Here is a 26805-nt window from a genome sequence, read left to right on the forward strand (position 1 = left end):
ATGACCACACTAGCTATCGTCGGCATCCTGGGTGCCATCATTTTCTATGGCATCAACATCTACAACGCGCTGATCAAGGCGACGCAGATGGTCAAGGAAGCCTGGAGCGGCATTGATGTGCAGCTCAAGCGCCGCAGTGACCTGATCCCCAACATCGTTGAAAGCATCAAGGGCTATGCCGGCCACGAGAAGGACACGCTGCGCGAAGTGACCGAAATGCGTACCCGCGTCCAGGCGGTCCCGGAAGGCGACATTGCCGGCCGGGCAGTCGCAGAAGGCCTGTTGGGCCAGGCGCTTGGCAAGCTGATGGCAGTAGCCGAGGCCTATCCGGATCTCAAGGCGAATGAAAATTTCCTGCAATTGCAGCAGACCCTCGACAAGATCGAAGGTGAGGTGCAGATGTCACGGCGCTACTACAATGGCGCTGCCCGCGATCTGAACGTGAAGGTCGAAAGCTTCCCGTCCAATTTTGTCGCCAACTATTTCAAGTTCCAGACGGCAGAATTCTTCGAGATCGAGGACGCCGGTGACCGCAGTGTTCCGGAAGTGAAATTCTAGCCAGCGTCCGCGGGATGCGAGGAGTTACCGGCATGATGCAGTGCCTGTTCCGCACTTTATGTGCCCTGATTGCCCTGCTCTGGATGGCCGGCTACGCCCATTCGGCGGAAGAAATCCTCAACTTCAACTCGAAGATCGAGGTTTCCCAGACCGGCAAGTTGCGTGTTGTGGAAACCATCCGTGTGCGCGGAGAGAACTCCCAGATCAGGAGAGGTATCTTTCGTGACTTCCCGTTGATGATTGAAGACGCAGGCGGACGCGAGCGCGAGGTCGGTTTCGAAATCCTCTCGGTGACGCGTGACGGCAAACCCGATGAGTTCCGCATTGACAGGGCAAACCGCGCAGCCCGCGTCTACATCGGCAGCAAGAACGTATTCATCGGCGCTGGTGAATTCACCTACAAGATCACCTATGAGACCGACCGGCAGATACGCTTCTTCTCCGGTCATGACGAGCTGTACTGGAATGTCACCGGTAATTTCTGGAACTTTCCGATCCGCCAGGCGCGCGCTGAAATCGTTTTGCCGCAGGGTGTCCGCGCAACCGACACTGCGTTTTTCACCGGCCGCTACGGCGCAACCGGCAGGGATGGACGGTCGCGCACCAGCAATGGCGGCAATATTGTCGAGTTTCTCACAACCGCGCCACTGCCTCCGCGTGAAGGTCTCACCGTTGTAGTCAAGATGCCGAAAGGCAGTGTCGCGGCACCTAGCCAGAGCCAGCAGCTGGATTGGTTCTGGCGCGACAATGCAGCCTTCATCATCGGCTTCGTCGGTTTCATGGTGATCGGGTACTACTATTTCTGGGCCTGGCAGAGGGTCGGTCGCGATCCGCCCGCCGGCACAATGGTGCCGCGCTGGGATGCGCCTGACGGTATATCACCTGCACAGGTGCACTATATCGAAAACAAGGGCCTGTCCGGCCATGACGCGTTTTCGTCTGCCCTGCTCAACCTGGCCGTAAAGGGACTGGTCGAACTGGAAGACCTGGACGGGGATGTCACGATCAGGCCGACAGGTGCCACGCCACCGGACCTTCTGCCGGTGGGAGAGGCAGCGATCCTGCATAAAATCACCGCTGCCGGTGAAGAATTCCGCATAGCCAAGTCAAACACCTCCGCGGTCAGGTCGGTCACCAAAAAGTTCCGGTCGGCTCTCAACACCGAACACCGCAACAAGTTCTTTGACCAGAACCTGGGTTATGTATTCACCGGCATAGGCATTTCACTGCTGGCATTGAGCGCAACGATAATAGCGACAGGTAGTGGTTCAAATTTTGTAATTCCATTGATCATTCTGATCATCGCCGCAACGGTCATAACCATCGTCACTTTCAGCGTCGGCCTGAAGCTTTCACGCTCCAGCGGGCTGGCCGGCAAGATCGGCTCCGTCATGCGGTGGTTCGTGCTTGGTTTCTTTGCCATGAACCTGCTGCCGATGCTCGGCGCCTTTGCAATCGAAATGAGCGTCAAGCCGGTGATACTGGCCATCATCGCCGGCGTCTTCATGATCAACATCCTGTTTTTCTTTCTGCTTGGTGCCCCGACACCGCTCGGGCGTCACCTGATGGATGGCATTGAGGGCCTGAAAACCTACATCAACCTGGCGGAGAAAGACCGCATGAACCTGGCCGGTGCACCGGCAATGTCGCCGCAGCATTTCGAGACCATGCTGCCATATGCCGTCGCCCTGGGACTGGAAAAACCCTGGTCGAATGCATTTCAGGCGTGGCTTGCATCTGCCGCCGGGGCTGCCGCTGCGGCCAGCTATTCGCCCAACTGGTATCACGGCGGCAATTTTTCGTCCGGCAGCATCGGCAACACCATGTCCGGCCTGCCGGCGTCCATCGGCAAGTCGATGACCAACGCGATGCCCGCCCCCAAATCGTCGTCTTCCGGGTTTTCCGGCGGCGGCGGCTTTTCGGGTGGCGGCGGCGGCGGCGGTGGTGGCGGCGGCTGGTAAACCACCGGGCGATTACCTAAATTCACAATATGAATTTTCGTTCCCAGCCCCTGAACTCCGAAGCCCAGAGTGCGCATCAGTGGTACAATACCGTGCACACCTGGCTGATGGTCGCCGGTTCCGCGCTGCTCATGGGCCTGATCGCCTACAGCGCGTTTGGCGCAACCGGCGTCGCGTGGGCCACGATACTGACCGCCTTCGGGCTTTGGCAGGCGGTGCGCGTATCGCCGAGAATGGTCCTGAAACTCTATAAGGCGCGTGCCCTGACGTCCGAGGAAGTGCCCCAGTTGCACCAGCTGATGCGCGAACTCACCAAGCGGGCGGACCTGCCTGCGGTGCCGCAGCTTTATTATGTGCCATCACAGATGATGAACGCATTTGCTGTTGGCCAGTTGAACGATTCCGCGATTGCCGTCACCGACGGCCTGATCCGCAACCTGACACTCAGGCAACTGGCCGGAGTTCTGGCGCATGAGATCAGCCATATCCGCAATGAGGACCTGACCGTAATGGCATTGGGTGATGTCCTGTCACGGCTCACCGGAACCCTGGCTACCGTTGGCCTGCTGTTCGGCATTCCGGTGGCTTTCATGACCAATGGCGGCGTGGTTCCGTGGGTGACAATCGCCGTCCTGGTCGCGGCTCCGACGGTGGGTGGACTGTTGCAACTGGCCCTGTCGCGCACTCGCGAGTACGACGCCGACCTCGATGCAGCCGGACTGACCGGAGATCCCGAAGGCCTGGCGACCGCATTGCAGACACTGGAACAGAAACAGGGTGGAATGTGGGAAAGGCTGGTGCTGCCCGGCTCCCGCTCACCACAGCCTTCACTGCTGCGCAGTCATCCCAAAACACCGGATCGGGTGAGGCGGTTATTGTCGCTGCGCACCGGCACCCCGCCTGTCATTGTCCGGCCCGATGAACCACTGCGCCCAGGGCCGTCCATCGTCCCTCCTGTACGCCGGCCACGCATCAATGTCGGCCGCATGGGGCTGTGGTACTGAGTTGTCACCGCCGTCTTTGATACGCACGCGGCGACATGCCGGTCCATCTGGAAAATGCGCGGCTGAAATGAGCTGCGTCGCCATAACCGAGTTGAAAAGCAACGTCAGTCACACTCACCTTCTCACCTGTCAGCAAGAGCGACGCCTTGTCTCTCAGCTGCTCAGCCAGCAGACGGGAAAACGTCGTACCGTGATCACCAATCTTTCGTTGAAGGGTGCGGCGCGTCATCCCCATTTTCGAGGCAACCCAGTCAATTTTGGGATAGCCGTCCAGCATGGCAACTGACACCAGTGCGGTTATCGCCTCTAGCTCATCGTGTTCAGGTGGAACCTTTTCCCCTGGCTGTTCAACCCGCCTGGACGCAACCATACCCGGCCTGCAGCTTGCATTGCCGGCCTGGAGCAAGGCGGCATCAAATTCGATCGACGACACCTGACATCCTGCGAGGACAGGTGCAGCGAAGATGGTTTCAAGCGCGCCTGCCTGGTTGCTGCCGGTTCCCGTCACCCGGATCAGATCAGGCGTCCAGCCTCGGCCTGCAAAACACCGCACGACATCGATGAGATAACTGACCCCCAGCAACTCGTTCTGAAAGCGCCCCTCATAACCGCGGTCATGGAACTCGATGGACCAGCGCGCCACCCCTTGTTCCTGGAAAAGCGCCAGGGTGGTGCCGGTTTGCAGGTACAGGTTCAGGCCGCGGTTGGACCTGTCGATTGCATCCAGCAGGGTGTAACCCCGGCTGACCCAGCGGCCAAAGGCACTGAGATTTTCGATTCTCACCAGGCGTCCCAGCCGGGCCCCCAGGAATGGGTCGGCGATTTCCCTGCCCGCACTGCGCAGCAACCGAAACTGTTCCTGCAGCGGCACAGCGAGATCCGGTGTCTCCAGAATGCCAACCGGCATGTCGACCCGCTCGAATACCCGATTGATGTTGCCGCCGCGCTGCTCCACGAAGTCCGCTATCGGACCCAGAGCGCTGGCACGGGTAAAGCCTCGTCGATTGTTCAACACGCTGTTCTTTCTGTGCTGCCGGCAAGTTTGTCACCAAATGGCAAGTTCCGAAAGGCATATCAGGCTCAATTGACCCGCAAGACTGCTACAGGGAGGAACGCCATGACAAAAATCTGTTTCGATGACGGCAACATTCGCTGGTATCAGCTTGAAGGGGTTGATCATGCCTCCTACCACGTCTGCAGTGTGGACGTGGAAAACAGCATCGTCGATGTCCTGTTCAAGTTCGACGCCAATCAAAGGGTCATTCTTCACCGCCATCACGCTGACTACCGCACCTTTGTCGTGCAGGGCGAGCTTCGCCTCTACCGGGCAAATGGCGACCTGATAGAAATTCGTCCTGTCGGCAGTTACGTGGAAGGCCACGCAGGCGGAGAGCCGCACACGGAAGGCGGCGGCGACCAGGACGCGATTGTCTTTTTCAGCAACCGTGGCACCGACGGCATGATCTATGAATTGCTCGACGACGACATGAACACTGTCGCCACCCTGGGACTGCACGACTTCAAGGCATTGCTGGAAGCTCAGGAGCCCGCGGTGCAACCGAGCAGAGCCTGACCGGGAGCACAGGTCCGGCTTTCATCTGCCTGAAACATGGCACGCCGATATCGAATTGCGGTTGCCCGCACGCCTGCTTACCCGCATAGTCAAGTCTCCCTCCCCCGGCGTTTTCGCCATTACCCCCGGAGACACGACCATGAAACTCGCACACGCTCTGTTGCAGGCGCTGAAAGACTATGGCGCCGGTGAAATTTTCGGCATTCCCGGAGACTTCGCGCTGCCGCTCTTTCGCCAGATAGAACGTATCAATACACTGCCGCTTTTCACACTGTCTCATGAACCCGCCGTTGGCTTCGCCGCAGATGCGGCAGGCCGGTATCGAGGCACCCTCGGCGTGGCTTGCGTCACCTATGGCGCCGGTGCCTTGAACATGATCAATCCTGTTGCGACGGCCTATGCCGAAAAATCACCCCTTGTCGTGATTTCAGGTGCGCCGGGCGCAGCGGAGCGCACCATGGGGCTCGGCCTGCATCACCAGGTCAAGCACTTCGACAGCCAGATGCTGATTATGCGTGAAGTGACATGCGCCCAGTGCGTACTGGATGATCCGGCCACGGCGCCGGCAGAGATTGCCCGCGTGCTGACTGCAGCGCGACATCTGTCGCGGCCGGTCTATATCGAGTTTCCACGCGACATGGTCGAAGCGGACGTGTCTGAAGTCCCATCCTTCAGACCACCGGCCAAAAACGTGGCAGCAGCAAAGGAAGCGGCACGACAGGCCCTGAAGATGCTCAAGGCAAAAAAACAGCCGGCCATGCTGCTGGGTGTCGAGATCCGTCGCTATGGTCTGGAAACCAAGGTGGCCAAACTCGCCAAAACACTTGGTATTCCGGTTCTTACCACCTTCATGGGGCGCGGCATCCTGGCTGAAGTGGGCGCTGAAACCGCCGGTACGTATCTGGGGCTGGCAGGCGACGTCGCAACCCGACGCCTCGTTGAACGCGCCGACGGCCTGCTGATGCTGGGCGTCATCCTGTGCGATACGAATTTCGGCGTTTCAAAACGCCAGATAGACATGCGCAGCAGTATTCATGCATTTGACGGCGCAGTGCATTTTGAACACCATTCCTATGCTGGCATCATACTTGAGGCATTTGTTGACGCATTGCTGGCCGGGGCCGAAAAACTGGGCAAGCCAAAACCCGTCACCGCATCCTATCCACGAGGATTGAAACCCTCCGGGCGAAAGCTGCTGCCGCAGGATGTGGCAACCGCCGTCAATGATTTTTTTGCAAACCATGGTGTCATGCCGATCGCATCCGACATGGGGGACTGCCTGTTCACGGCCATGGACATCGAACACACCGCCCTATTGGCACCCGGTTATTATGCCACCATGGGCACCGGCATTCCGTTCGGCCTCGGGCTGCAGGCGGCAAGCGGCAAGCGCCCGCTTGTACTGGTTGGTGACGGGGCATTCCAGATGACAGGCTGGGAGCTTGGAAACTGCAGGCGCCTCGGGCTGAACCCTGTCGTACTGCTGTTCAACAACACCGCCTGGGGCATGTTGAAGGCATTCCAGAAAGACACCGGATACAATGATCTGGATGACTGGAATTTCGCCGAACATGCTGAAACCATGGGCGGCAGGGGAATGCGGGTGTCGACGCCGGCAGAACTGACCGCGGCCCTTGAACAGGCTCACAGTGATGAGAGCAGCTTCCAACTCATCGAGATCATGTTGCCCGCCGATGTGTTCTCCCGGACGCTGACCCGCTTCACCGATGCCATATCCAGCAAGTCAGCTCTTGCAGCCGAGGCCGAAGCTTGACCCTGCGCCGCCAACACTGGGTCGCACTGGCCGTCATAACCGTCACCATGGCGGCAAGCCTGATCGCTCTGGGCCGCAATCTCATTTGCCAGTGCGGGTATGTGAAACTGTGGCATGGCGAGGTGATTTCGTCGGAAAACTCGCAACATATTCTCGACTGGTACTCTCCGTCCCACGTGCTGCACGGACTTGTATTCTACATGGCACTGCATTTTCTGCTGCCGCGGCTGAACATCGGCGGGCGGCTGGTGGTGGCCGCGGCAATAGAGGCTGCATGGGAGATCATCGAGAACACAAGCTGGATCATCGACAAATACCGCGAAGACACCATAGCGCTGGACTACTATGGCGACAGCGTTTTGAACTCAGGCTCCGACATGGCCATGATGATTGTGGGTTTCGTCATCGCCGCGCGCGCGCCGGTTTGGCTTTCGGTTTGCCTGTTCATTGCCGCGGAGCTGGTCGTCGGGTTCATCATCCGCGACGGCCTGCTGCTCAACATAATCATGCTGCTCTACCCGCTCGAGTGGATCAGGCAATGGCAGGCTGGATAGCCTTCGCCTCCCCCGGTTCAATAACAGGCGCGCAATGTGAAGAATTGCACATCCGGCTGTTGCGGTTTCGCCTAGGTTCATCTCAACAACAAGGTGATGAACAAAAACCAAGCGGCTTCCCTCCCCCCTGCAAACCGGGCACCGCAAAAACAATAAAAACCAACATCACCCCGTGAAGAAAACTGGGCTTTTGCCCATCAACGCCGGTACCAAAGGGCCTCCTCCCACCCGATGGTACCGGCGAAATCATTTCAGGCGTTGCAATCAGGTCATGCGTGACAGTATTTTCGTCGCCGATTTCCCATATCTCGCACGCCGCCTCAAACGCTTTGCGCCGGAGAAAGAACCATCATCATGTTCAGGTACCTGATTGCCGCTGCTTTTCTGATGTTTACCACCCACCTCGCGTTCGCCGGCATGCAGCAACGCCAGGGCTGGGTAGTGGTGCCGACCTCGCACGACTATGCAACATTGACAAAGCGAGTGAAGACGGCCGCGGCAAGGCAGAATCTCGGAGTTGTATCTCAGGCCTCAGCCACCATCGGCGCCAAGAAAGTGCTGAACAGGACCATTCCCGGCAACACCGTTATCGGACTGTACCATCCGCGCTTTGCGGTGCCCATGCTGGAAGCGTCGGTCGCTGCCGGCATTGAGGCGCCAATCCGTGTCTACGTCACGGAAAACGCCGATAAGACAGCAACCTTGAGCTACAAGACACCGTCGCACGTGTTTTCTCCCTATATGGGCGAAGGTGGAGAGAAGTTGAAAACACTGGCCGCCGAACTCGATGCAGTGTTTGAGGCGCTGGCGACGGAAGTTGCGGCAAACTAATACGGTCCGGCGCAATCTAACCCGGACACGCATCGGCTGGCGCGGTGCCTGTGCCCGCTGGCTGAAGACGCGGTTTGACCGGGTGGCAGCACAATCCGACGGGTGACGCGAGCACCGAAATCCGCTAGACAGGACACCATGTTCACGACCTTTTTCCACGAGCTCAAAGCCGCCGGTGTTCCCGCCACGCTGAAAGAGTACCTCACCTTGATGGAGGCTCTGGAAGCCAATATTGCCGGTTACCAGGTCGAGGACTTTTATTACCTGTCGCGCGCCACGCTGGTAAAGGACGAGCGCAACCTCGACAAGTTCGACAAGGTTTTCGGCCATGTGTTCAAAGGTCTGGAAGGCCTGTCGCCGGAAGAACTGCTCGCCGATATTCCCGAGGAGTGGCTGCACAAGGTCAACGAGAAATTTCTCACCGAAGAAGAAAAAGCCCAGATCGAGGCCCTTGGCGGCTGGGACAAGATCATGGAAGAGCTGAAAAAGCGGCTCGAGGAACAAAAAGGGCGCCATCAGGGCGGCAGCAAGTGGATCGGCACCGGCGGAACATCGCCGTTTGGTGCGTATGGCTACAACCCTGCCGGTATCCGTATTGGCCAGGACAAGAATCGCAACAACCGCGCCATCAAGGTGTGGGACAAGCGCGAATTCAAGGATCTGGATGATTCGCTGGAACTGGGCACCCGCAACATCAAGGTTGCGCTGAGACGCCTGCGCAAGTTCGCCCGTGAAGGCGCGCCGGAAGAACTCGATCTTGACGACACTATCCGCTCCACCGCCAACAGGGGCTATCTCGACCTGAAGCTGGTCGCTGAAAAGCGTAACACGGTCAAAGTGCTGATCTTCTTTGATGTCGGCGGTTCAATGGACCCCTATATCCGCATGTGTGAAGAACTGTTCTCCGCCGCGCGCGCAGAGTTCAAGCACATGGAGTATTTCTATTTCCACAATTGCGTTTACGAAAAGCTCTGGAAGGAAAACCGGCGCCGGCATACCGCAGTGGAAAACACCTGGGACGTGCTGCACACCTACGGCTCCGACTACAAGGTGATCTTTGTCGGAGATGCCTCGATGAGCCCGTTTGAGCTTACTCATCCGGGCGGTTCTGTTGAGCATTTCAACGAAGAGCCCGGCGCACTGTGGCTCAAGCGCATCACGGATATTTACTCACACTGTATCTGGCTGAACCCGTCCAACCCCAAATACTGGGGGTACACACCATCCATCGATTACATCAGGACGCTGCTTGAAGGCCGTATGTTTCCATTGACCCTGGAAGGCATAGACGATGCGATACGGGAACTGGTGCGCTGAACCAGGCTAAACGGCTTTTGCCGACAGTGTCCTGCAGATCACATAGATTCCGTCGATCAGGTACCAGAGACCCAGTATCGCGAACACGCCGAACCACCAGCCCCACATGGGCGCCGCGCCTGCGTCAGCCTTCATCACGCTTGAAATACCAAGGATTACGGTCACCACCAGCGACAAAGCGCAAACAACATTAACCAGCAACATCGCTGCGCCGAGCGTGTTGTGACCAAGATAAAATCTGTGCGCGCCTGCCCCGCCGAGAAACATCCACATCAGGATCAGGACGATTACTGACTTGCCTTCACCATAAGGCTGCAGGAAACCGAGATCGATATCAAAATCATCGTTATGTTCGCCACTGAACAAGCCGCGTTTCATGTCAGGCTCGTCATCTTCTGCAACAGTGACAGGCGCAGCGGCCGCAAATGCAGGCTGAACCGCCGGTGGTTGTTGGCCACCGCGTTTGCCGAATGCCATGATTACCCCTCCCTGCTCCTACAAGAAATACAGCATCAAGGATGGCAACATTTCGTTACGGAAACCTTACGGCATCAGGACACGGATCATCTCTCTGTACCCGCGCTCCCTGGCCAGCTCCAGCGGTGACTTGCCGTTTCGATCCGTAATGGACCGGTCAGCCCCCGCCTCGACCAGCAGCTTGGCGGTTTTGACATGGCGCGGGCCTCCATCACCCAGCACCACAGCTTCGATCAGCGCCGTCCAGCCCAGATTGTTGACATGATCAAGCGGTGCGCCCGCCCCAATCAACACCTGCACGCTTTCCCAGTTGCCCAGATGCGCCGCCGCGATCAGGGCCGTTCCGTCATAAATACTGGTGATGTTTTTCGCATTCCCGCCTGCCCTTATCGCTGTCCGCACCATGTCCGCATCATTCGCCACGGCGGCAATAGTGATGATGTCATATTTGTCGTTTTCCAGCAGGTTGGGATCAGCACCGGCTTTTGCAAGCGCCGTGACCACCTCATCATGGGACGCAAAGGCTGCAACATGCATTGCCGTGCGCCCGCGTCCGTCTGTCTGCTTCAAATCCGCCTGCGCACTCACGAGCCGGTTGATCTCGGCCATATCGCCTTTATGGGCAGCTGCCAAAAGGCCGCGGTAGCTGGCAAGTTCTGTTGCAGATGGCGGCACCTGCCCTTGCGCCTGGCTTGCCCAGCACAAGGCGACCAGCATCAAAACCGGTATTTGTTGCGTAATTTTCATTTTTCCTAACCTGCCTGGCCCTTGCTGCACTTGCACTAACCCATTATGTCAGCATGCATGTTCTTTGAGAAACTCACATCTTTGTTGGATAGCGGCGCACCGCGCGCCACCAAGCCCGACGTAAAAACCGCGGTTGCAGAACTTCTTGTCACCGCCTCGATGATTGACGGTCACACGGATGCTGAAGAAATTGCCGTACGTGACCGGTTGCTGAAGGACAAGTTCGACCTGGACGATGCCGGCCTTGCACAGCTTAACAGTGATGCACAAAAGGCGAGTGAAAATGCGGTTGACTACTATCGCTTCACCAGCACCATCAAGGAAGCCTATGACCGTGAGCAGCGTGAAACGGTCGTGGAAATGCTGTGCGAGATTATTCTGGCCGACGGCAGGATTGACGAAGATGAAATGAACATGGGCTGGCGCATTGCCGGGCTTTTGGGCTTTGACAATCGTGAATGGGTGATGATCCGCAAGCGGGTTGAAGACAGGGTCGGTTGAACAAAAAGCCAGACCAGAATCACGCTTCAGCCAACATGAACCCTCACTGAACTACTCTGTCAGTTCATATTCAAGGGCGAATTCCTAACGTTACCGCCAACCTGAAATCTGCTCAGGATCACCGGTAACAACAAACAAGGAATGCCCCGATGAAAGCCCTCAACATAGCTCTGGCAGCCGCCGTCCTGGCACTGTCTGTCCCGACGGTCATGACAAACACCGCATCGGCCTATCAGTGTCGCACCAACTATACCAAGGTAAAGGTTCACAAGCCGACCAGGATGGCCGCCCGGATACAGGCGCGCAAATCCTGGTCCTACAAGGTGAAAACCAACCAGGGTGTGGCATGGTCTGTGTGGAAGATCGCCAAGAACAAGAAAATCAGGTGCAAGAAATCCGGACAGCGGTTTATCTGCAAAGCCAGGGCCAAGGCCTGCCTGTACGTCGTGCAATAGGCGACATCCACCAGTGCCCACCGGATCACATAGTTTCGGTGGGCAACACTACCAATACAACCCAGGCAGCTGCGCATCGGCTTGGATCTGGCTGCATTCAGAACGCCGGGCCGGATTGGAATCACAACACTACAAGTCAATATGAACGTATACTGAACAATTCAATCAGAACATGTTCACGGACGGATTCCTAACCTTGCCGTCACTCGAACTTTGTTCGTGATAACGGTAACCAAGACAAGGGAATGCCCCGATGAAATACCTGAGTATCGTATTGGCAGGCGCCGTTCTGGCTCTGTCAGTCCCCACAGTGATGACCACCAGCGCGTTGGCTTATCAGTGCAGCAACGAAACGTCCCAGGCCAGAGGCAGGGCAAACAAAAAATGGATGTCACGTGCCAAGGCCCGCAAGGCATGGTCCGTCAGAGTAAAGGGAGAAAAGGGCCTGGCATGGTCCGTCTGGAAGATTGCCAAGCAGCGGTCACTGACGTGCAAGAAGATCGCTTCGCGCTGGACCTGCCTGGCCAAAGCCAAGCCGTGCAAGTACGTTGTGCCCTGAGAACAAATCACCCCGGCCCGCCGGATCATCATGATCCGGCGGGAGATGCTATCGACAAGCAGATGGCAGTTACGGCACTGTCACCGACATGACAGTTACCGCCGACAAACCGCTCTGGCATCGCCGCCCGCCCCCTCACGAACCGGACTTCTTCCGCTGGACCAGCGCTGCTGATAACGACGAAGACCGGGCATGGCGCATAGCCATGACCATGCTCAACGAGTTTGAGGCATTCTACTTTTCCATGCGCACCATTCCGCAACAGGCCAAAGCTGCGTTTGAGGATGCCAACTGGGCCGAAGCGCTTTACCTGTCGCACAAACGCCTCGGCTCATATTCGCGCACAGTCCAGCAGGTCGCTGTGCGCCTGGGCGCGGCCCTGCCCGACCTGACTGATCAAAGTGAGTTGTGGGCCGGCGTCGTTCAGCTGTTCGAGGCCCAGGTGGAGGGCCGCTACGAACGCGATCTCGCAATTGCCTTTTTGAACTCGGTACACCGGCTCATCTACTCAGACACCCGCTGGAAGTGGGTCGATTACAATTACCGCACACCGGCGCGCACCACCAACTGGCTCACTCGCGCCAGCCACATTGTGCACCGCTTCGACGGCGCCGACACGGTAGCCCCCGGAACGGTTGCTGACATCGTCTCGATTCCGGCACTGACGGCAAAATTCAGATCCCTGGACGCAGACTGCGCCGCATGTGCCAGCCACATCAACAAGGTGTTCGGGTTTTCCGACGGCGGCATGGGGTATCAGGGCATTGCCATCCTCAATGCGGGTTTTTACCGAAACCGTGGCGCGTATGTAGTAGGCCAAATTGTGACACACGACGGCACCGGCCATCCGCTGCTGATCTCACTGGAACACGGGCAGGACGGTGTCTTTATCGACGCGGTTATCACCAGCGAAGCGGACGCCCATAACCTGTTTTCCTCCACCCTGGCGAATTTCCATGTCACCAATACCCGCTATCACGAGCTGTGTGCCTTTCTCAGCCGCCTGATGCCCGGCCGCCCGCTTGGCCTGCACTATTCCACCATCGGCTACAATCATATCGGCAAGGTGGCGGTGATGGATGAGCTGTCGCGCGAGTTGTCCGTTGACCCCCACCGCCTGGCCACGGCGCCCGGGTTCAAAGGTTCGGTCGCCATGGGCTTTTCCGCCGAGCAGTCGCGTTATGTGCTCAAGGTTATCCGCGACAAGCCGGCCGAGCACTACAAATGGGACATCTGGCCCGGCACTGCAGCAGTGTTGAAAAAGTATCGCCGCGTGCATGAAATCAACCGCACCGGTTCAATGCTGGACAATATAATCTACCAGCGTGTAGCCATGGACCGAAGCTGGTTCGATGAAGCATTGCTGGAAGAACTGACTGACATCGCCGCCAGCTCAATCCGGATTGAGGACGACCGTGTCGCCTTCAGCCACCTGATTGTGCAGCCCAAACTGGTTCCCATTCCCCTCTATCTGGAAACGGCAACCAGGGAACAGGCCGAAGACGCCATCATAGAGCTGGGTGATTGCATCAAGAACAATGCAGCCGCCAACATTTTCAACCGCGATCTCGATGCGCGCAATTACGGCGTCAATCAGTATGGCCGGGTGTACCTGTTCGACTATGACGCGGTCGAACCCCTGGTCGACATAAAGGTGCGCACCAATACAGACCGTGAAGAAGGGGAAGAAGATATCCCGTCCTGGTTCTTCGAGGACGGCATCATATTCCTGCCTGAGGAAATGCTGCCCGGACTGCGTATTGAAGACCGCAACCTGCGCCGGGTGTTCACCGACCGCCACGGTGATCTTTTGACCACCGGTTACTGGACCGGCATGCAAACCGCCTTGAAGCGTGACTGGGTTCCCAAGCTCAAGGTGTATCCGCTTGCCTGCAGGATTGGCTAAGTCAGCCGTGTCTGCGACGCTCACCAACCCCCCTCTCACGCCTGCCTGTGGCAGATTGATGGGTTGTGCACCTCGCTCACAATCGTCTGAAACATGACTGATGTTTAATGTTGTTGCGCGCCGGGTTTCTTTATCCGGCCACGTCTTCCAGATATCCAATAAGCAGAATTACCAACCCTGGAGACACAAGACATGAAAACCACATCGAAGATTGCAATAGCAGCAGCAGCATTGATTGCTGTCAGTGCACTTGGCGCTACAGCGTACGCCCATCGCCAAGGCGGTGGTTATGGCGGCGGCCATCACGGTGGCGGACACCACGGCGGTTATGGCGGCGGATACCATGGTGGTGGTCATGGCGGCGGGTATGGCCGCGGCCATCGTCGCGGCTGGAAAGGCCACGGCAAGCGCCATCGCGCCCGGCAGATGATGGAGCGCTACGATGCCAACAATGACAGGAAGGTGACCCAGGAGGAGATCAACACCAACCGGGAAGCCTGGCACAAGGAATTTGATGTCAACAATGACGGCAAGCTGAGCCTTGATGAGTTCAAGCAGCTTTTCCTGAAGGCCCGCGCCCAGCGCATTGTACGCCAGTTCCAGCGCTTTGACCGCGACGGCGATGCCGGTGTCACGCCGGCTGAATACCTGCGCCCGATGGAAAACATGGTCGAAATGCGCGACCGCAATGGCGACGGTGCCCTCAGCCGCGAAGACATGCGCCGCCGTCACAAATCCCGGGACCGCATGATGCGCCGTGACGGCGGGCGTGAAGACGCTGAAGAAACCGAAACGGCACCGGAAGGCGAAAGCAGCAACTAGCCACTCCTTGCGACTGCCAAAAGGCAGGTAAATCGAATGCATTGTTGCAGGTAAACCTGCCTCTTGCAGTATCCCCGGTCGGATCGTTCTCCCCTTCTCTTTCCGGCCGGGGCACCAAAAACACCAGGTACAGCCGGAACAAGTCAGCCCGCGGTCACCTGGATGCTCTAAACCAGTCGAACGCGTGAAATGAAAGGCATGTCAGTAGTCATGCCCTGGTTGCGCAAATAACAATACAACAACCGGTGCAGTTGGTTTAGCTTCCGCGCCATCATGAACCGGCACACGGAAATCAATCTTGGCGACGCCACTGGCTGGAGGACACCGGTCAACCTGCTCATCCTCATGGTGGCGGCAAATGCAATCGCGTTTTCGACATGGTCGGCACTGCTGAACAATTTTGCCATTGAAGGGGCCGCTTTCACCGGCAAGGAAATCGGCATCCTTCAGTCGATCCGCGAAATCCCCGGGTTTTTGGCTTTCACGGCTGTGTTCATGTACTTTGTCTGGCGCGAACAGACATTCGCTGTGATCTCTCTTGCCTTATGCGGGCTTGGCACCGCCATCACCGGGTTCTTCCCGACTGCGCTTGGATTTTACATCACCACCTTCATCATGTCGGTGGGTTTTCATTACTTTGAAACCGTACAGCAGTCCCTGTCGCTGCAATGGTTGCCAAAAAACGAGGCGCCGCGCCAGCTTGGCCGCATTATCGCAGCCGGGTCATTCGCCACCATCGCCGCCTACGCGCTGATCTTCCTGACATGGAAACTGTTGCATCTGGACTTTTCGTCGGTCTACCTGGCCGGCGGAGGCGCGACCGTGTTGCTTGCGTTTCTGGCCTGGTTCGGGTTTCCGAAGTTTCGCGAGGCCGTGCCACAGCGCAAACACCTGCTCATGCGCAAACGTTACTGGCTGTATTATGCCCTGACCTTCATGTCGGGCGCCCGCCGCCAGATTTTCATCGTGTTTGCCGGTTTCATGATGGTCGAGAAATTCGGCTTCTCTGTTGCCGCCATCACCGGCCTGTTCCTGGCAAATGCGGTCTTCAACATGTGGATCGCCCCGAAGATCGGCAATCTGATCATCAAACTGGGCGAACGCCGCATCCTGGTGCTGGAATATGTCGGCCTGATCGGCGTTTTCCTGGCTTATGCCTTTGTCGAAAACCCGTGGATTGCGGCAGCGCTGTACCTGGTGGACCACGCATTCTTTGCCATGGCCATTGCCCAGAAGACCTACTTCCAGAAAATTGCCGATCCTGCCGACATGGCGCCCACGGCAGGCGTGGCATTTACCATCAACCATATTGCAGCAGTGGTTATCCCGGTGCTTTTCGGCCTCATCTGGCTGACGCATCCCTCCTGGGTGTTCATTATCGGCGCAGCCATGGCCGGAGTTTCACTGGCTCTGTCGCTGCTCATTCCCAGGGATCCGCGCGAAGGTAATGAGACACTGCTTTCCGGTCCGGCATCGGCAGCCGCGGCACCTGCCGAATAGGCTTGCATACAAACACTGGAAATCCGCCGGCATTCCCAGCTAGTGTCTCGGTCAAAAGACCTGATGGGAGGCTGATCAATGACCACTGTCCACCGCGCCAATGACCCGCTGCTGCAACCTTACCAGCTGAAGCACCTGACCTTGCGCAACCGTTTCATGTCCACAGCGCACGAGCCCAACTATCATGACGACGGCCTGCCCAAGGACCGTTACATCCGCTATCACGAGGAAAAGGCCAAAGGCGGCATTGCACTGACCATGACGGCTGGCTCGGCTGTTGTTTCGCGCGACTCGTCGCCGGTGTTCGGCAACCTGCACGCCTACAAGGACGAAATCGTTCCCTGGTTGAAGCGCATGGCCGACGCCTGTCACGAACACGGCTCCGCCTGCATGATCCAGCTGACCCACCTGGGCCGGAGAACCGTGTGGAACGGCGCCGACTGGCTGCCCGTTGTATCGCCCAGTAATGTACGCGAACCGGCCCACCGGGCCTTTCCCAAAATCATGGAAGACTGGGACATGGACCGGATCGTGCGAGATTACGCCGATGCGGCCGAGCGGGTGAAAGAGGCCGGTCTCGATGGTTTCGAGCTGGAATGCTACGGTCATCTGCTGGACAGTTTCTGGTCGCCTGCCGTCAACAACCGCGATGACGAGCATGGCGGTTCACTGGACAACCGGCTGCGCTTTACCCATCGCGTGCTCGACGCCATCCGTGACCGGGTTGGGCCTGACTATATTGTCGGCCTGCGAATGGTGGCGGACGAGGACATGGAAAAGGGCCTCTCCCGCGAAGAGGGCCTGGAGATTTGCCGGCGCATGATCGCCACCGGCCAGGTTGATTTCCTCAACATCATCCGTGGTCACGTTGACCATGACGGCCCGTTGTCACGGGTCATTCCGGTCACCGGCACGCCGTCGGCGCCACACCTTGACTTTGCGGGCCAGGTCCGCACAGAAACCAAATTCCCGGTGTTCCATGCTGCCCGCATCAACGATGTCGCGACCGCACGGCACGCGGTTGCGGAAGGCAAGCTCGACATGGTCGGCATGACGCGGGCCCACATCGCCGATCCGCACATCGCCGCCAAGGTAGCCGATGGTCGCGAGGATGAGGTACGCCCCTGCGTCGGGGCAACCTATTGCCTGGACCGCATCTACGAAGGCCGCAGCACGACCTGTATCCACAATGCAGCAACCGGGCGCGAGGCAACCATGCCGCACGCAATTCCCCGAACCAAGGGCAAGAAGCGCCATGTCGTTGTGATCGGCGCGGGCCCGGCAGGACTGGAAGCGTCGCGGGTTTCAGCAGAACGTGGCCACAAGGTCACGCTGCTGGAGGCCGCGTCTGATGCAGGAGGCCAGTTAAGGCTGGCAACACAAATCAAGCGCCGTTCTGAACTCATCGGTATCGTTGACTGGCGCCTTGCCCAGTTGCAGCGGCTGGGCGTCGAGGTGCGCTACAACACCTATGCAGAGTCCGGTGACGTCATTGCGCTGGATCCCGATGTGGTCATCGTTGCAACCGGAGGATTGCCGCGCGAAGACGCGATTGCCGACGGTGGCGACCTGGCCACGTCAAGCTGGGATGTCATTTCAGGCGCAGCAAGTGTTGGTGAAGACGTGCTGGTGTATGACGACAACGGTGCCCATCCGGGCATGGCTGCAACCGAAATCATCATGGCGCAGGGTGCAAAACTGGAAGTCGTTACGCCAGAACGCATGTTTGCGCCGGATATCGGCGGCCTGAACCTGGTGCCGTATATCGAAAAACTGCAGGGACACGGCGCTGTCATCACAACCATGGTGCGGGTTCATTCCCTGAGACGCGAAGGCAACAAGATCGCAGCCGTGCTCACCAGCCCCTACAATGAAGCCCATGTTGGAGAACGTCTGGTCGACCAGGTGGTGGTCGAATACGCGACAGCACCGATGGACGAATTGTATTTCGCCCTCAAACCAGACTCCGGCAATGGCGGTGAAATGGATTATGAAGCACTGGTTGCCGGACAAGCCCAGCAGGTCGTGCGCAACGAGGCAGGACGTTTTCAGCTGTTTCGCATTGGCGATGCGGTAGCGGCGCGCAACATTCATGCCGGCATTTATGATGCCTTGCGCCTGTGCAAGGACCTTTAGTTTTCCGGTTGTCAGCCACAGGCGCACCTTCGCTTATCCACCGGCAACCGTGGATAAGTTGTGCAAAACCTCACCGGTTCTTGCGCTCATCGGACATTGGGCAAATACTCTCCTCATCAGCAGACGGGAAGGCAACTGACCAGACGCTGGCGGGGACCGGAAAGTCCTGATTTTCCTCGGAAAATTGGTGGCGTATCTGGAAACTGGTTGCCGGGCCCACCGGACTGGACATATAGCGCCTCACGGCTGCTTGCGGAAAGATCGGACCGGGATTGGCAATAGAGGAAACGCGCAAGTGGGCAACCGCTTTGCGCGTTTTCTTCTTTTGTGGTGGTCGAACAGCTTATCCGCCTTCGGCGGGCTGTTCTCTGATTGAGTTCATATCGCTCTCGCAAGCAGCCTGTCGGCTGCGCTCCGCGAGGGCGGGCCTGACCGGCCCGAGGCCCGTCGGGCCTGGTTGAGTCATTCTGGTCGAACAGCTTTACTCAGCACTTTGTGCTTCGCGCCGTTCTCCAACCTCGAACAACCGTATTTGTGAACTCCTCCGAAGCACGGAACGTGCTGAGGCAAGCGCGACTGCGCGCCGCACGAAGTGCGCCCCCGCGGAGCGCAGCCGAAGGCTGCTTGCGGGAGCGGCATCCCTTGAATCAAAACCCCCCGCATTCTGAAAAGAATGCGGGGGTTCTTTGTCTGACGCCCCGTTTTTCGAGGTCTGTCTTCCCTGTATTGTTGCCTACTGGCTCAGATGCAGCTTGCGCAGTTCGTCGGCAATCTGCTGGAAGTTCTTGACCAGTGCCGCATTTGACGGCGGATCAAAGTACTTTTCCGGATCCGTTGCACAGTTCTTGATCAGGTTTCGCTGCGTCTGACTCGGCACGTTGTAAGCGAATGTGTAGCTCACAATACCGGCGTCTTTCACGTTATTACAAGCGCGAGACAGTAGCGCGTTCTGCTTGGAAACAGCTGTCCAGTAATTCGCTGAACCAACCCGCGTCTGATGCAGATAGCCATACGCGGTATAGGTAGAGCGATTGTGATTGGTTTCAGTGTTGAATGTATTCTCGCCATCCGTCAGCAAAACCATCGCCTTGGTGATGTCCTCGTCGCTGTAATCCACACCTTCAGTGAAAGGTTCACCCGGTGAGATGACTCGCAAACCCCAGCCGACACCTTCAGCGACGTGCGTATAACCAGAGGCCTGCATGTTGTTGATTGTCCCCAACACAGGTGATTTGACATTGGTCAGCGCCTGGATTGGCTGAATGTTACAACCTCTGTCCGGTCCACGCGACGTGGAATTCACCCTGGCATTGCTATACTTTCTGGGGTGCTCCTGACGACGGGGCAAACTGTTGGTCCGGCTGTCTGTCAGATAGCTGTTGTAGTAGTAATTGTTCTTGCCACCTACCTTGAAATAGGCCCGATATTGGTCGTTGCCGGGTTCATCCGGATAAAATGCCGGCGGGAACAGGGTATTTGCATTGTTCGGATCAGGCAAATCATCGTCCACTGACCTGTTGCCATTACGTGACTCCACGCAACCGGTCCACGAGCGATTGCGGATAGACTGCCAGGCGCGCCAGTTGTGCCAGGTGCCGGCGCCAGTAAAGTTTTCCCGAGACAGCTGGTTGGCACCACCGGTGTCGATCCAGCCGCTGTTCGCCTTGTCGGCACCGACATTCACGAACTGTGAGAACGGCACCACGCCGATCTTCAGCGTATCTGCGACTTCACGGGGCCCAAACAGAATTTCGACAAAGTCGTGAGCTGCAACCTTAAGCGTAGAAAGCCTGCTCTGCGAAGCCATTGAACCGGTATTGTCGAATACCAGCACCACTTCGAGACCCGTTGCTTCCTTGGTCACCTGCGACGCTGCGGAAATAAGTGTCGTATCGAAACCGGCGACCTTGGTCAGATAGTTGCTGACAGTCACCGATCCCTTGATCTGCAAGCCATTGTCGGTCACCGTCATCTGCATCTGCGGTGTGCCCGCATTGGACGGCGTACCGAAGTTGGAGTGGAAGTAATCTTTCGCGATGCGCTCAAGCTGTGCATCCGTCATGTTCGCTTCACGTCCGGCAGCCAGCGCTGCTGCGTCAACCGCTGCCTGCAGCCGCGCCTGTACAGACACTGCGTTACCATAATCGACAGCCGCGCCTGCAGCCATGATGAGGGGAATAGCAGCAACACCGAGAACAGGTGCGATCGACCCGAACTCGTTTTTGCCAAAACCAGGCAGTTTAGACATAAAGCCAAACATCATTTAATCTCCCGTATTCCACCCGGGACATGTCTCCATCCTGGGCAGGTTGTGCTGAGGGGTAGCCGTCTTCAGCAGTAAATTTCGAAGCTGCTTTGTATCAGACCGGGGAAAATTGTGGTCAAATTGAACGATTGACGGATAACAAAACCTGAATCATTCCAATGGCTTTTGCATTAAACTCGAGCCGGTGTATTTACGTTCACCATCGCCGGGTCATGAAATTCAGCGGGAAATTGCGCTGGATCAAATTAATGAAGTGCGGCTGTGTAAAACTGCAAAACTATGGCAGACTTGGGCTGTCTTATCGCTTGAGATTTGCACGACGAGGAAAACACCAATGACGAGCCCCCACGTACAAGCGTTTTTTGATGAACCAACCAACACCGCAAGCTACGTCGTAACCGATCCCGAAACCAAGGCGTGCGCGGTCGTCGACAGCGTGCTGGATTTTGATTCAGCGGCCGGCCGCACATCAACTGCGTCAGCCGACCAGATCATCGCGTATGTACAGGACAACAACCTCAAGTGCGAATGGCTGCTGGAAACCCACGTCCACGCGGACCATTTGTCAGCCGCGCCCTATATCCAGCAGCGTCTCGGCGGCAAGCTGGCAATTGGTGACGGCATCACCCGCATCCAGGATGTGTTTGGAAAGATTTTCAACGCCGGCACCGAGTTCGAACGCGACGGATCGCAGTTCGACCGGCTGTTTAAGGATCAGGACGAGTTCGCCATCGGCGCTTTGTCGGTAAACGCCATGCATACACCCGGCCACACGCCGGCCTGCATGACCTATGTGATCGGCGACTGTGCATTTGTGGGCGACACCCTTTTCATGCCTGATTTCGGCACAGCCCGCGCCGACTTCCCCGGCGGCGATGCAAGGCAGCTCTATCGCTCGATCCGCAAGGTGTTGTCACTGCCTCCAGAAACCAAGCTCTATATGTGCCATGACTACAAGGCACCCGGGCGCGATGAATATGCCTGGCAAACCACCGTTGCGGAGGAACGCGCCAACAATGTGCATGTTCGCGATGGTGTAAGCGAAGATGAATTCGTGGCCATGCGCGAAGCACGCGATGCTCAACTGGGCATGCCCAAGCTGATTGTGCCGTCCATTCAGGTCAATATGCGTGCAGGTAACATGCCGGAACCGGAAGACAATGGGATTGTATACCTGAAAACCCCCTTGAATCAGCTTTAACGCAAGCTTTCAGGCCAATACCTTGCCGGGGTTCATCAGATTGTCCGGGTCAAGTGCCTGCTTGACCGCCCGGGCCGCTGCCAGTTTGGCAGGGTCGCCATAAGCCGCAAGGGCGCGCATCTTTTCCAGCCCGATACCGTGTTCTGCGGAAAATGATCCGCCCATTGCCTTCAACCTTGAAAAAACAGCCGCGTCCACAAGCGTTTTGTCCAGCGGATTGCCAGCCGGCGCTGAAACAGTGATGTGCAGGTTGCCATCGCCAAGATGTCCCATACAGCTGAAGTGGGCGTTCCCGGCAATGGCCATCAGGTCTTCTTCCAGTTTGCGCACATATTGATCGAGCGCACTCAGGGGCACTGAAACATCATACCAGTATCCACCGGGCCAACGTCTCTCAACCGCCCAGCTTTCCTCCCTCAGGCGCCAGAAGTCCGACGCCTGCCGATCATTTTGTGCAATGATTGCATGTTCTATCGTTCCAATTTCCATGAGCGGAAGCAAAGCCTCCTGCTGGACGGTTTGCGCCTCTTCCTGCGTGGCACCGGCGTGTTCGAACAACACCAGTACCGATCCGGGAAATGGGCTGACGAGGTCGGACAATCCCACGTCCTGAGCAACTGTATCCGCATAAGCCCGCCACATGATTTCTGCTCTCAGCAGCCTGCCTTGCGGCTGCAGGTGATGAAATGCTTCAACTGCTGACGCAGCGCGCTCAAACGATACCAGCGCAGTCGACGTGGCGCCGGGCAATGCGTCCAGTTTGAGCACTGCGCCGGTGATAATGCCGAGACGCCCCTCTGCCCCGACCAGCAACTGCTTGATGTCGAGCCCCTCATTGGCTTTGCTGACACGCGTCATATCCGACAACAGGCTGCCGTCCGGCAAGACCGCCTCCAGACCCAGCACCCGGTGCCGCATGACGCCGCACCGGAAGGCCTCCATGCCTCCGGCATTGGTGGCGATCATGCCGCCGATTGTAGCGGTGCCGCGTGCAGCAAGGTCGATGCCCGGCGTCAGACCGTGTGATGCGCAGGCTTCCTGCACATCCTGCAACGTTGCACCCGCCTCCACGCTGATGGTACCGGTGTCAGGGTCCGGTTCCCCAATCCTGTTCAACGACTTGAGGTCCAAAATCAGTTGACCCGGCACGCTCGCCCCTGCGCCGGCAAGTCCTGTCCGCCCGCCGTGCGGCACGATCGAGACCTTATGCGCCCTGCACAGACCGACAATCGCCGCAACCTCTCCTGCAATTCTTGGTAGCGCCACGATACCAGCGCCGAGATTGCCCGCACAAAACCCGGGATCCAGGGCCTCCACCGCATCTCCCCGGCGTACAGTACACAGGCTTTCCAGCGCACCCAGAAATTGTTCGCTCACCATCATCATCGCAGCCCTTGTGACACCGTGTATCTGCAGTCATCATGCCGTCAAACAGCCCCAACAGCCAGAACCATCATGACATCGAAAAACTGGGAAAACACACCCGCCGGAAAACACCGGGCCCGCGGCCTGGGACTGCGCCTGCCGGGTGAACCGGGATCATACAACACGATCACCGACGTGGCCGGCGTCGAAGTTGGCTACACCACCTTGATCGAGGCAGAGCATATTCGCACCGGCGTGACCGGCCTGTTGCCCCGCGGCCGCCAGGGCGCGGACACGGCGTGCATGGCAGGCAGCTATTCGCTCAACGGCAACGGCGAAATGACCGGTACCATATGGATCGAGGAGATCGGCGAACTGCAGACGCCGATCACCATCACCAATACCGCGTCGTGCGGCGTTACCCGGGATGCGACCCTGCGCTGGTTGGTGGAAAATGACATTGGCACAGACCAGGACTGGGGCCTGCCCGTCGCCGCCGAGACTTATGACGGTGACCTTAATGACATCAATGGCTTCCATGTAACCGCGCAGCATGCCATGGCGGCGCTGGACGGTGCGGCTTCCGGCGCCCTGGAAATGGGCAGTGTCGGCGGCGGCACCGGCATGACGACTTACGAGTACAAGGCTGGCTCTGCCAGTGCATCACGGCTGATTGAGATAGGCACCGCTCAATACACGGTCGGCACCTTCGTCCAGTCGAATTTCGGTCTGCGGGCTGAACTGACAGTGCTTGGCGTACCGATCGGCCGTGAATTGAGCAGCGGCGCATTTCGCTCGAAAGGTTCAGGCTCCATCATCGCCATAGTGGCAACTGATGCGCCTCTCCTGCCGCATCAATGCAAACGGCTGGCTCGGCGGGTGCCACTTGGCCTGGCGCGAACCGGCACCATTGGCCACAATTCATCGGGCGACATTTTCCTGGCCTTTTCCACAGCCAACAGGCAGGCCCTGCAGTCCGGCGGTGTCCGTCACCTCGACGCCCTGGCGGACAGCGAGCTGGATCCCCTGTTCCAGGCTGTCGTGGAAACCGTCGAAGAGGCCGTTCTCGACGCCATGATCGCCAATGAAGCAATGACCGGCAGGAACGGATTGACCGTGCATGCCCTGCCCCATGATGACCTGCTCGTGTTGCTCAAGCGGGCCGGCAAGATCTAACGGCATGACCTTTTATGGGACCGCCGCCTGTTTCAGGCGTTTTTTGTGCCGCAGGTGTTTATCCCCAGCAGGCTGTATGGTGGGCACCAGCCGATCGCGGCGGTGAACAGCGGCACAATGCCGATCCAGCCTGTCCAGGCAAATTCACTGCTTCCCAAAAACGCCCAGGCAATCAGTGCAATGCCAATGACTGCACGCAGCGCGCGATCAATTGTTCCAATATTCCGTTTCATTGAAAGAACCTCCTTGGTTCTGGTATCCGGCGAATCCGAAAACATATTCAATAAAATATATATGTATGCCTGGTGTTGAAATGATCCAGATCAATTACCCGCTCGACCGCGCATAAAAAACCTGCAAACGACTTTGCATAGTCGTTTGCAGGGATCGAATGGTTTCGTTAGCGCTGCGAAAGGCTCTAGGCCACGCCCAGCTTCTTCTGCAGGTTCGAGCTTGAGGTCGTGTACTGGAACAGCAAGCGCTCGCCCGGATTGATGATCCGGAAAGCTTCCTGGGACATCAGGGCAGCCTCATGGAAACCTGACAGGATCAGCTTCAGCTTGCCCGGATAGGTATTGATGTCGCCAATGGCGAAAATGCCGGCAGCGGAGGTTGCGAACTTTTCGGTATCGACCGGCACCAGATTTTCTTCAAGATTGAGCCCCCACTCCGCAACCGGGCCGAGTTTCATGGTCAGGCCGAAGAACGGCAACATGGTGTTGCAGGCTACTTCAAACTCGCCTTCCTTGCCTTTTACAGACGCGCCACTCAATAAACCGTCGTTGCCGTGCAGGTTTGTCACCTGGCCGATATGGAGGTCCATTTTGCCGGCGGCGACCAGCTCGCGCATCTTGTTGACACTGTCCGGGGCGGCCCGGAAGTCATCGCGCCGGTGCAGCAAGGTCATGGACTTGGCGATCGGCTGCAGATTGATAACCCAGTCGAGCGCGCTGTCGCCACCGCCGACGATCAGGATATCCCTGTCGCGGAAATCCTCCATGCGCTTGACCGAATAGAAAACACTGGTGCCTTCGTAATCCTCGATTGACGGCATGGGCGGCTTTTTGGGTTGGAAACTGCCGCCACCGGCTGCAACCACAACGACCTTGCACTTGAACTGGATGTCGCTGTCGGTTTCCAGTTCGAACGATCCGTCGTCCAGTTTCCGCAGCGAGGTGACCATCTGGTTGTAATGGTATTCGGGGCTGAACGGAGCAGCCTGTTCCAACAGGCGGTCGGTCAATTCCTGGCCGGTCACGATCGGCAGGCCCGGAATGTCGTAGATCGGCTTTTCCGGATAAAGCTCGGCGCATTGCCCGCCCGGCTTGTCCAGAATATCCACCACGTGGCACTTGATGTCGAGCAGGCCCAGTTCGAAAACCGCAAACAGTCCACACGGACCAGCTCCAACAATTACTACATCGGTTTCAATCGTCTGACTGGCCATTGAAACGGGCCTCCTTGATCATCTAACCGGATGGCCTGTTGCAGGCCGCCGGAGTGTGTGTTGAGTAGTGAAACAGGCGCAGGTCTCAGAACTGTTTTTCCGGGACCTTCAAAACCAGCCCGTCAATGTCATCAGATACCCTGATCTGACATGAAAGCCGCGAGCTGTCCTGCACCTCGAAGGCAAAATCCAGCATATCCTCTTCCATTTCGGAACGCTCTGCGAGTTTTTCCGCCCAGTCGCCCTGAAGGTAGACGTGGCACGTGGCACAGGCACAGGCACCACCGCAGTCCGCATCGATACCCGGCACCATGTTCTTGATTGCGGTCTCCATGACCGACATGCCGTTTTCCGCATCGACGACGTGCTCTTTGCCGTTGTGCTCGATAAAAGTGATCTTTGCCATGTCTTTGGGTCCTGCCATGCACGGATGCATGCAAACTTGTTTGCATACACTCAATTGAGATTCAGGTCTTTAGCTAGGCCGACACGGCACAAAATGCAACAATTTCCAGCCCGGCAAGCTGAATTTCACGTCTTTGTGCGACAATTGGAACCTAAGGAAGCGGCTTCCAGGCGGCACCGCCATGACCCAACCTGCAGACATGGGTCGGGATAACACCTTGCCATCAGCTGTTTTTCCGCATCTATCCGGCGCGGCAGGCATGCGACACG

At 57.6% G+C, this 26805-nt stretch carries 25 protein-coding genes; 17 read left to right on the plus strand and 8 right to left on the minus strand.

Annotated features, from left to right (window positions below; translation table 11 throughout):
• From DHN55_RS19090 to DHN55_RS19100, 3 genes are read left to right on the plus strand one after another with little or no spacing between them, the layout of a single operon-like run.
• Positions 1 to 558, plus strand: coding sequence for a LemA family protein (locus DHN55_RS19090; protein ID WP_108883142.1), 558 nt, complete (start codon positions 1 to 3; stop codon positions 556 to 558).
• 32 nt (positions 559 to 590) lie between these two features.
• Positions 591 to 2519, plus strand: coding sequence for a DUF2207 domain-containing protein (locus tag DHN55_RS19095; RefSeq protein WP_337660542.1), 1929 nt, complete (start codon positions 591 to 593; stop codon positions 2517 to 2519).
• A 29-nt stretch (positions 2520 to 2548) separates the two neighbouring features.
• Positions 2549 to 3523, plus strand: coding sequence for a M48 family metalloprotease (locus DHN55_RS19100; protein ID WP_108883143.1), 975 nt, complete (start codon positions 2549 to 2551; stop codon positions 3521 to 3523).
• 4 nt (positions 3524 to 3527) lie between these two features.
• Here DHN55_RS19100 and DHN55_RS19105 read toward each other — a convergent pair whose 3' ends face one another.
• Positions 3528 to 4535: an AraC family transcriptional regulator gene (locus tag DHN55_RS19105; protein ID WP_337660543.1), complete on the minus strand. Its 1008-nt coding sequence runs from the start codon at positions 4533 to 4535 to the stop codon at positions 3528 to 3530.
• 105 nt (positions 4536 to 4640) lie between these two features.
• On the opposite strand from DHN55_RS19105, the gene DHN55_RS19110 reads away from it, so the two are divergent.
• The 5 genes from DHN55_RS19110 to DHN55_RS19130 all read left to right on the plus strand — a co-directional run bounded on the left by DHN55_RS19110 (position 4641) and on the right by DHN55_RS19130 (position 9572).
• Positions 4641 to 5096 (plus strand): regulator, encoded by a 456-nt coding sequence (locus DHN55_RS19110; RefSeq protein WP_108883145.1) that lies wholly within the window; start codon positions 4641 to 4643, stop codon positions 5094 to 5096.
• Between the two features lie 139 nt (positions 5097 to 5235).
• Entirely contained in the window at positions 5236 to 6870 is a 1635-nt protein-coding gene (gene ipdC, locus DHN55_RS19115) for an indolepyruvate/phenylpyruvate decarboxylase (protein ID WP_108883146.1), read from the plus strand.
• Positions 6867 to 7424 (plus strand): DUF2585 family protein, encoded by a 558-nt coding sequence (locus tag DHN55_RS19120; RefSeq protein ID WP_337660544.1) that lies wholly within the window; start codon positions 6867 to 6869, stop codon positions 7422 to 7424. Before ipdC ends, DHN55_RS19120 begins: the two co-directional genes overlap by 4 nt.
• Positions 7425 to 7778: 354 nt before the next feature.
• Positions 7779 to 8255: a DUF302 domain-containing protein gene (locus tag DHN55_RS19125; RefSeq protein ID WP_337660545.1), complete on the plus strand. Its 477-nt coding sequence runs from the start codon at positions 7779 to 7781 to the stop codon at positions 8253 to 8255.
• 138 nt (positions 8256 to 8393) lie between these two features.
• Entirely contained in the window at positions 8394 to 9572 is a 1179-nt protein-coding gene (locus DHN55_RS19130; protein ID WP_108883147.1) for a VWA domain-containing protein, read from the plus strand.
• A 6-nt stretch (positions 9573 to 9578) separates the two neighbouring features.
• On the opposite strand, the gene DHN55_RS19135 is transcribed toward DHN55_RS19130, so the two are convergent.
• Positions 9579 to 10049, minus strand: a complete 471-nt coding sequence (locus DHN55_RS19135; protein WP_108883148.1) for an NINE protein — start codon at positions 10047 to 10049, stop codon at positions 9579 to 9581.
• Positions 10050 to 10115: 66 nt separating this feature from the next.
• Positions 10116 to 10796 carry an ankyrin repeat domain-containing protein gene (locus tag DHN55_RS19140; protein ID WP_108883149.1) on the minus strand — a complete coding sequence of 227 codons (681 nt, stop codon included), beginning with the start codon at positions 10794 to 10796 and terminating at the stop codon, positions 10116 to 10118.
• An 81-nt stretch (positions 10797 to 10877) separates the two neighbouring features.
• On the opposite strand from DHN55_RS19140, the gene DHN55_RS19145 reads away from it, so the two are divergent.
• The 7 genes from DHN55_RS19145 (at position 10878) to DHN55_RS19175 (ending at position 18675) form a co-directional block, all read left to right on the plus strand.
• Positions 10878 to 11297, plus strand: a complete 420-nt coding sequence (locus tag DHN55_RS19145; protein WP_337660546.1) for a tellurite resistance TerB family protein — start codon at positions 10878 to 10880, stop codon at positions 11295 to 11297.
• A gap of 149 nt (positions 11298 to 11446) precedes the next feature.
• Positions 11447 to 11752 (plus strand): hypothetical protein, encoded by a 306-nt coding sequence (locus tag DHN55_RS19150; RefSeq protein WP_108883151.1) that lies wholly within the window; start codon positions 11447 to 11449, stop codon positions 11750 to 11752.
• Between the two features lie 253 nt (positions 11753 to 12005).
• Positions 12006 to 12311 carry a hypothetical protein gene (locus tag DHN55_RS19155; RefSeq protein ID WP_337660547.1) on the plus strand — a complete coding sequence of 102 codons (306 nt, stop codon included), beginning with the start codon at positions 12006 to 12008 and terminating at the stop codon, positions 12309 to 12311.
• A gap of 88 nt (positions 12312 to 12399) precedes the next feature.
• Positions 12400 to 14217 carry an isocitrate dehydrogenase kinase/phosphatase AceK regulatory subunit gene (locus DHN55_RS19160; protein WP_108883153.1) on the plus strand — a complete coding sequence of 606 codons (1818 nt, stop codon included), beginning with the start codon at positions 12400 to 12402 and terminating at the stop codon, positions 14215 to 14217.
• Positions 14218 to 14409: 192 nt separating this feature from the next.
• A complete protein-coding gene (locus DHN55_RS19165) occupies positions 14410 to 15039 on the plus strand; it encodes an EF-hand domain-containing protein (protein ID WP_108883154.1) in 630 nt (209 codons plus the stop codon).
• A gap of 273 nt (positions 15040 to 15312) precedes the next feature.
• Positions 15313 to 16539, plus strand: a complete 1227-nt coding sequence (locus tag DHN55_RS19170; RefSeq protein WP_108883155.1) for an MFS transporter — start codon at positions 15313 to 15315, stop codon at positions 16537 to 16539.
• A 78-nt stretch (positions 16540 to 16617) separates the two neighbouring features.
• Positions 16618 to 18675 carry an oxidoreductase gene (locus DHN55_RS19175; RefSeq protein WP_108883156.1) on the plus strand — a complete coding sequence of 686 codons (2058 nt, stop codon included), beginning with the start codon at positions 16618 to 16620 and terminating at the stop codon, positions 18673 to 18675.
• A gap of 733 nt (positions 18676 to 19408) precedes the next feature.
• Here DHN55_RS19175 and DHN55_RS19180 read toward each other — a convergent pair.
• Entirely contained in the window at positions 19409 to 20923 is a 1515-nt protein-coding gene (locus tag DHN55_RS19180; RefSeq protein WP_337660548.1) for a TadE/TadG family type IV pilus assembly protein, read from the minus strand.
• Between the two features lie 352 nt (positions 20924 to 21275).
• Here DHN55_RS19180 and DHN55_RS19185 point away from each other — a divergent pair, with 352 nt between their 5' ends.
• Positions 21276 to 22142: an MBL fold metallo-hydrolase gene (locus DHN55_RS19185; RefSeq protein ID WP_108883158.1), complete on the plus strand. Its 867-nt coding sequence runs from the start codon at positions 21276 to 21278 to the stop codon at positions 22140 to 22142.
• Positions 22143 to 22151: 9 nt separating this feature from the next.
• Here DHN55_RS19185 and DHN55_RS19190 read toward each other — a convergent pair whose 3' ends face one another.
• Positions 22152 to 23528 carry an FAD-linked oxidase C-terminal domain-containing protein gene (locus tag DHN55_RS19190; RefSeq protein WP_108883159.1) on the minus strand — a complete coding sequence of 459 codons (1377 nt, stop codon included), beginning with the start codon at positions 23526 to 23528 and terminating at the stop codon, positions 22152 to 22154.
• A gap of 69 nt (positions 23529 to 23597) precedes the next feature.
• On the opposite strand from DHN55_RS19190, the gene DHN55_RS19195 reads away from it, so the two are divergent.
• Positions 23598 to 24683 (plus strand): P1 family peptidase, encoded by a 1086-nt coding sequence (locus tag DHN55_RS19195; protein ID WP_108883160.1) that lies wholly within the window; start codon positions 23598 to 23600, stop codon positions 24681 to 24683.
• A gap of 32 nt (positions 24684 to 24715) precedes the next feature.
• Here DHN55_RS19195 and DHN55_RS19200 read toward each other — a convergent pair whose 3' ends face one another.
• The 3 genes from DHN55_RS19200 to DHN55_RS19210 all read right to left on the minus strand — a co-directional run bounded on the left by DHN55_RS19200 (position 24716) and on the right by DHN55_RS19210 (position 26536).
• On the minus strand, positions 24716 to 24916 hold the full coding sequence (locus tag DHN55_RS19200) for a YgaP-like transmembrane domain (RefSeq protein ID WP_108883314.1): 201 nt from the start codon (positions 24914 to 24916) through the stop codon (positions 24716 to 24718).
• 185 nt (positions 24917 to 25101) lie between these two features.
• A complete protein-coding gene (locus DHN55_RS19205) occupies positions 25102 to 26130 on the minus strand; it encodes an NAD(P)-binding domain-containing protein (RefSeq protein WP_108883161.1) in 1029 nt (342 codons plus the stop codon).
• An 85-nt stretch (positions 26131 to 26215) separates the two neighbouring features.
• Positions 26216 to 26536, minus strand: coding sequence for a 2Fe-2S iron-sulfur cluster-binding protein (locus DHN55_RS19210; RefSeq protein ID WP_108883315.1), 321 nt, complete (start codon positions 26534 to 26536; stop codon positions 26216 to 26218).
• Between the last annotated feature and the right edge of the window lie 269 nt (positions 26537 to 26805).

The organism is Anderseniella sp. Alg231-50, assembly GCF_900149695.1.
Lineage (GTDB): Bacteria > Pseudomonadota > Alphaproteobacteria > Rhizobiales > Aestuariivirgaceae > Anderseniella.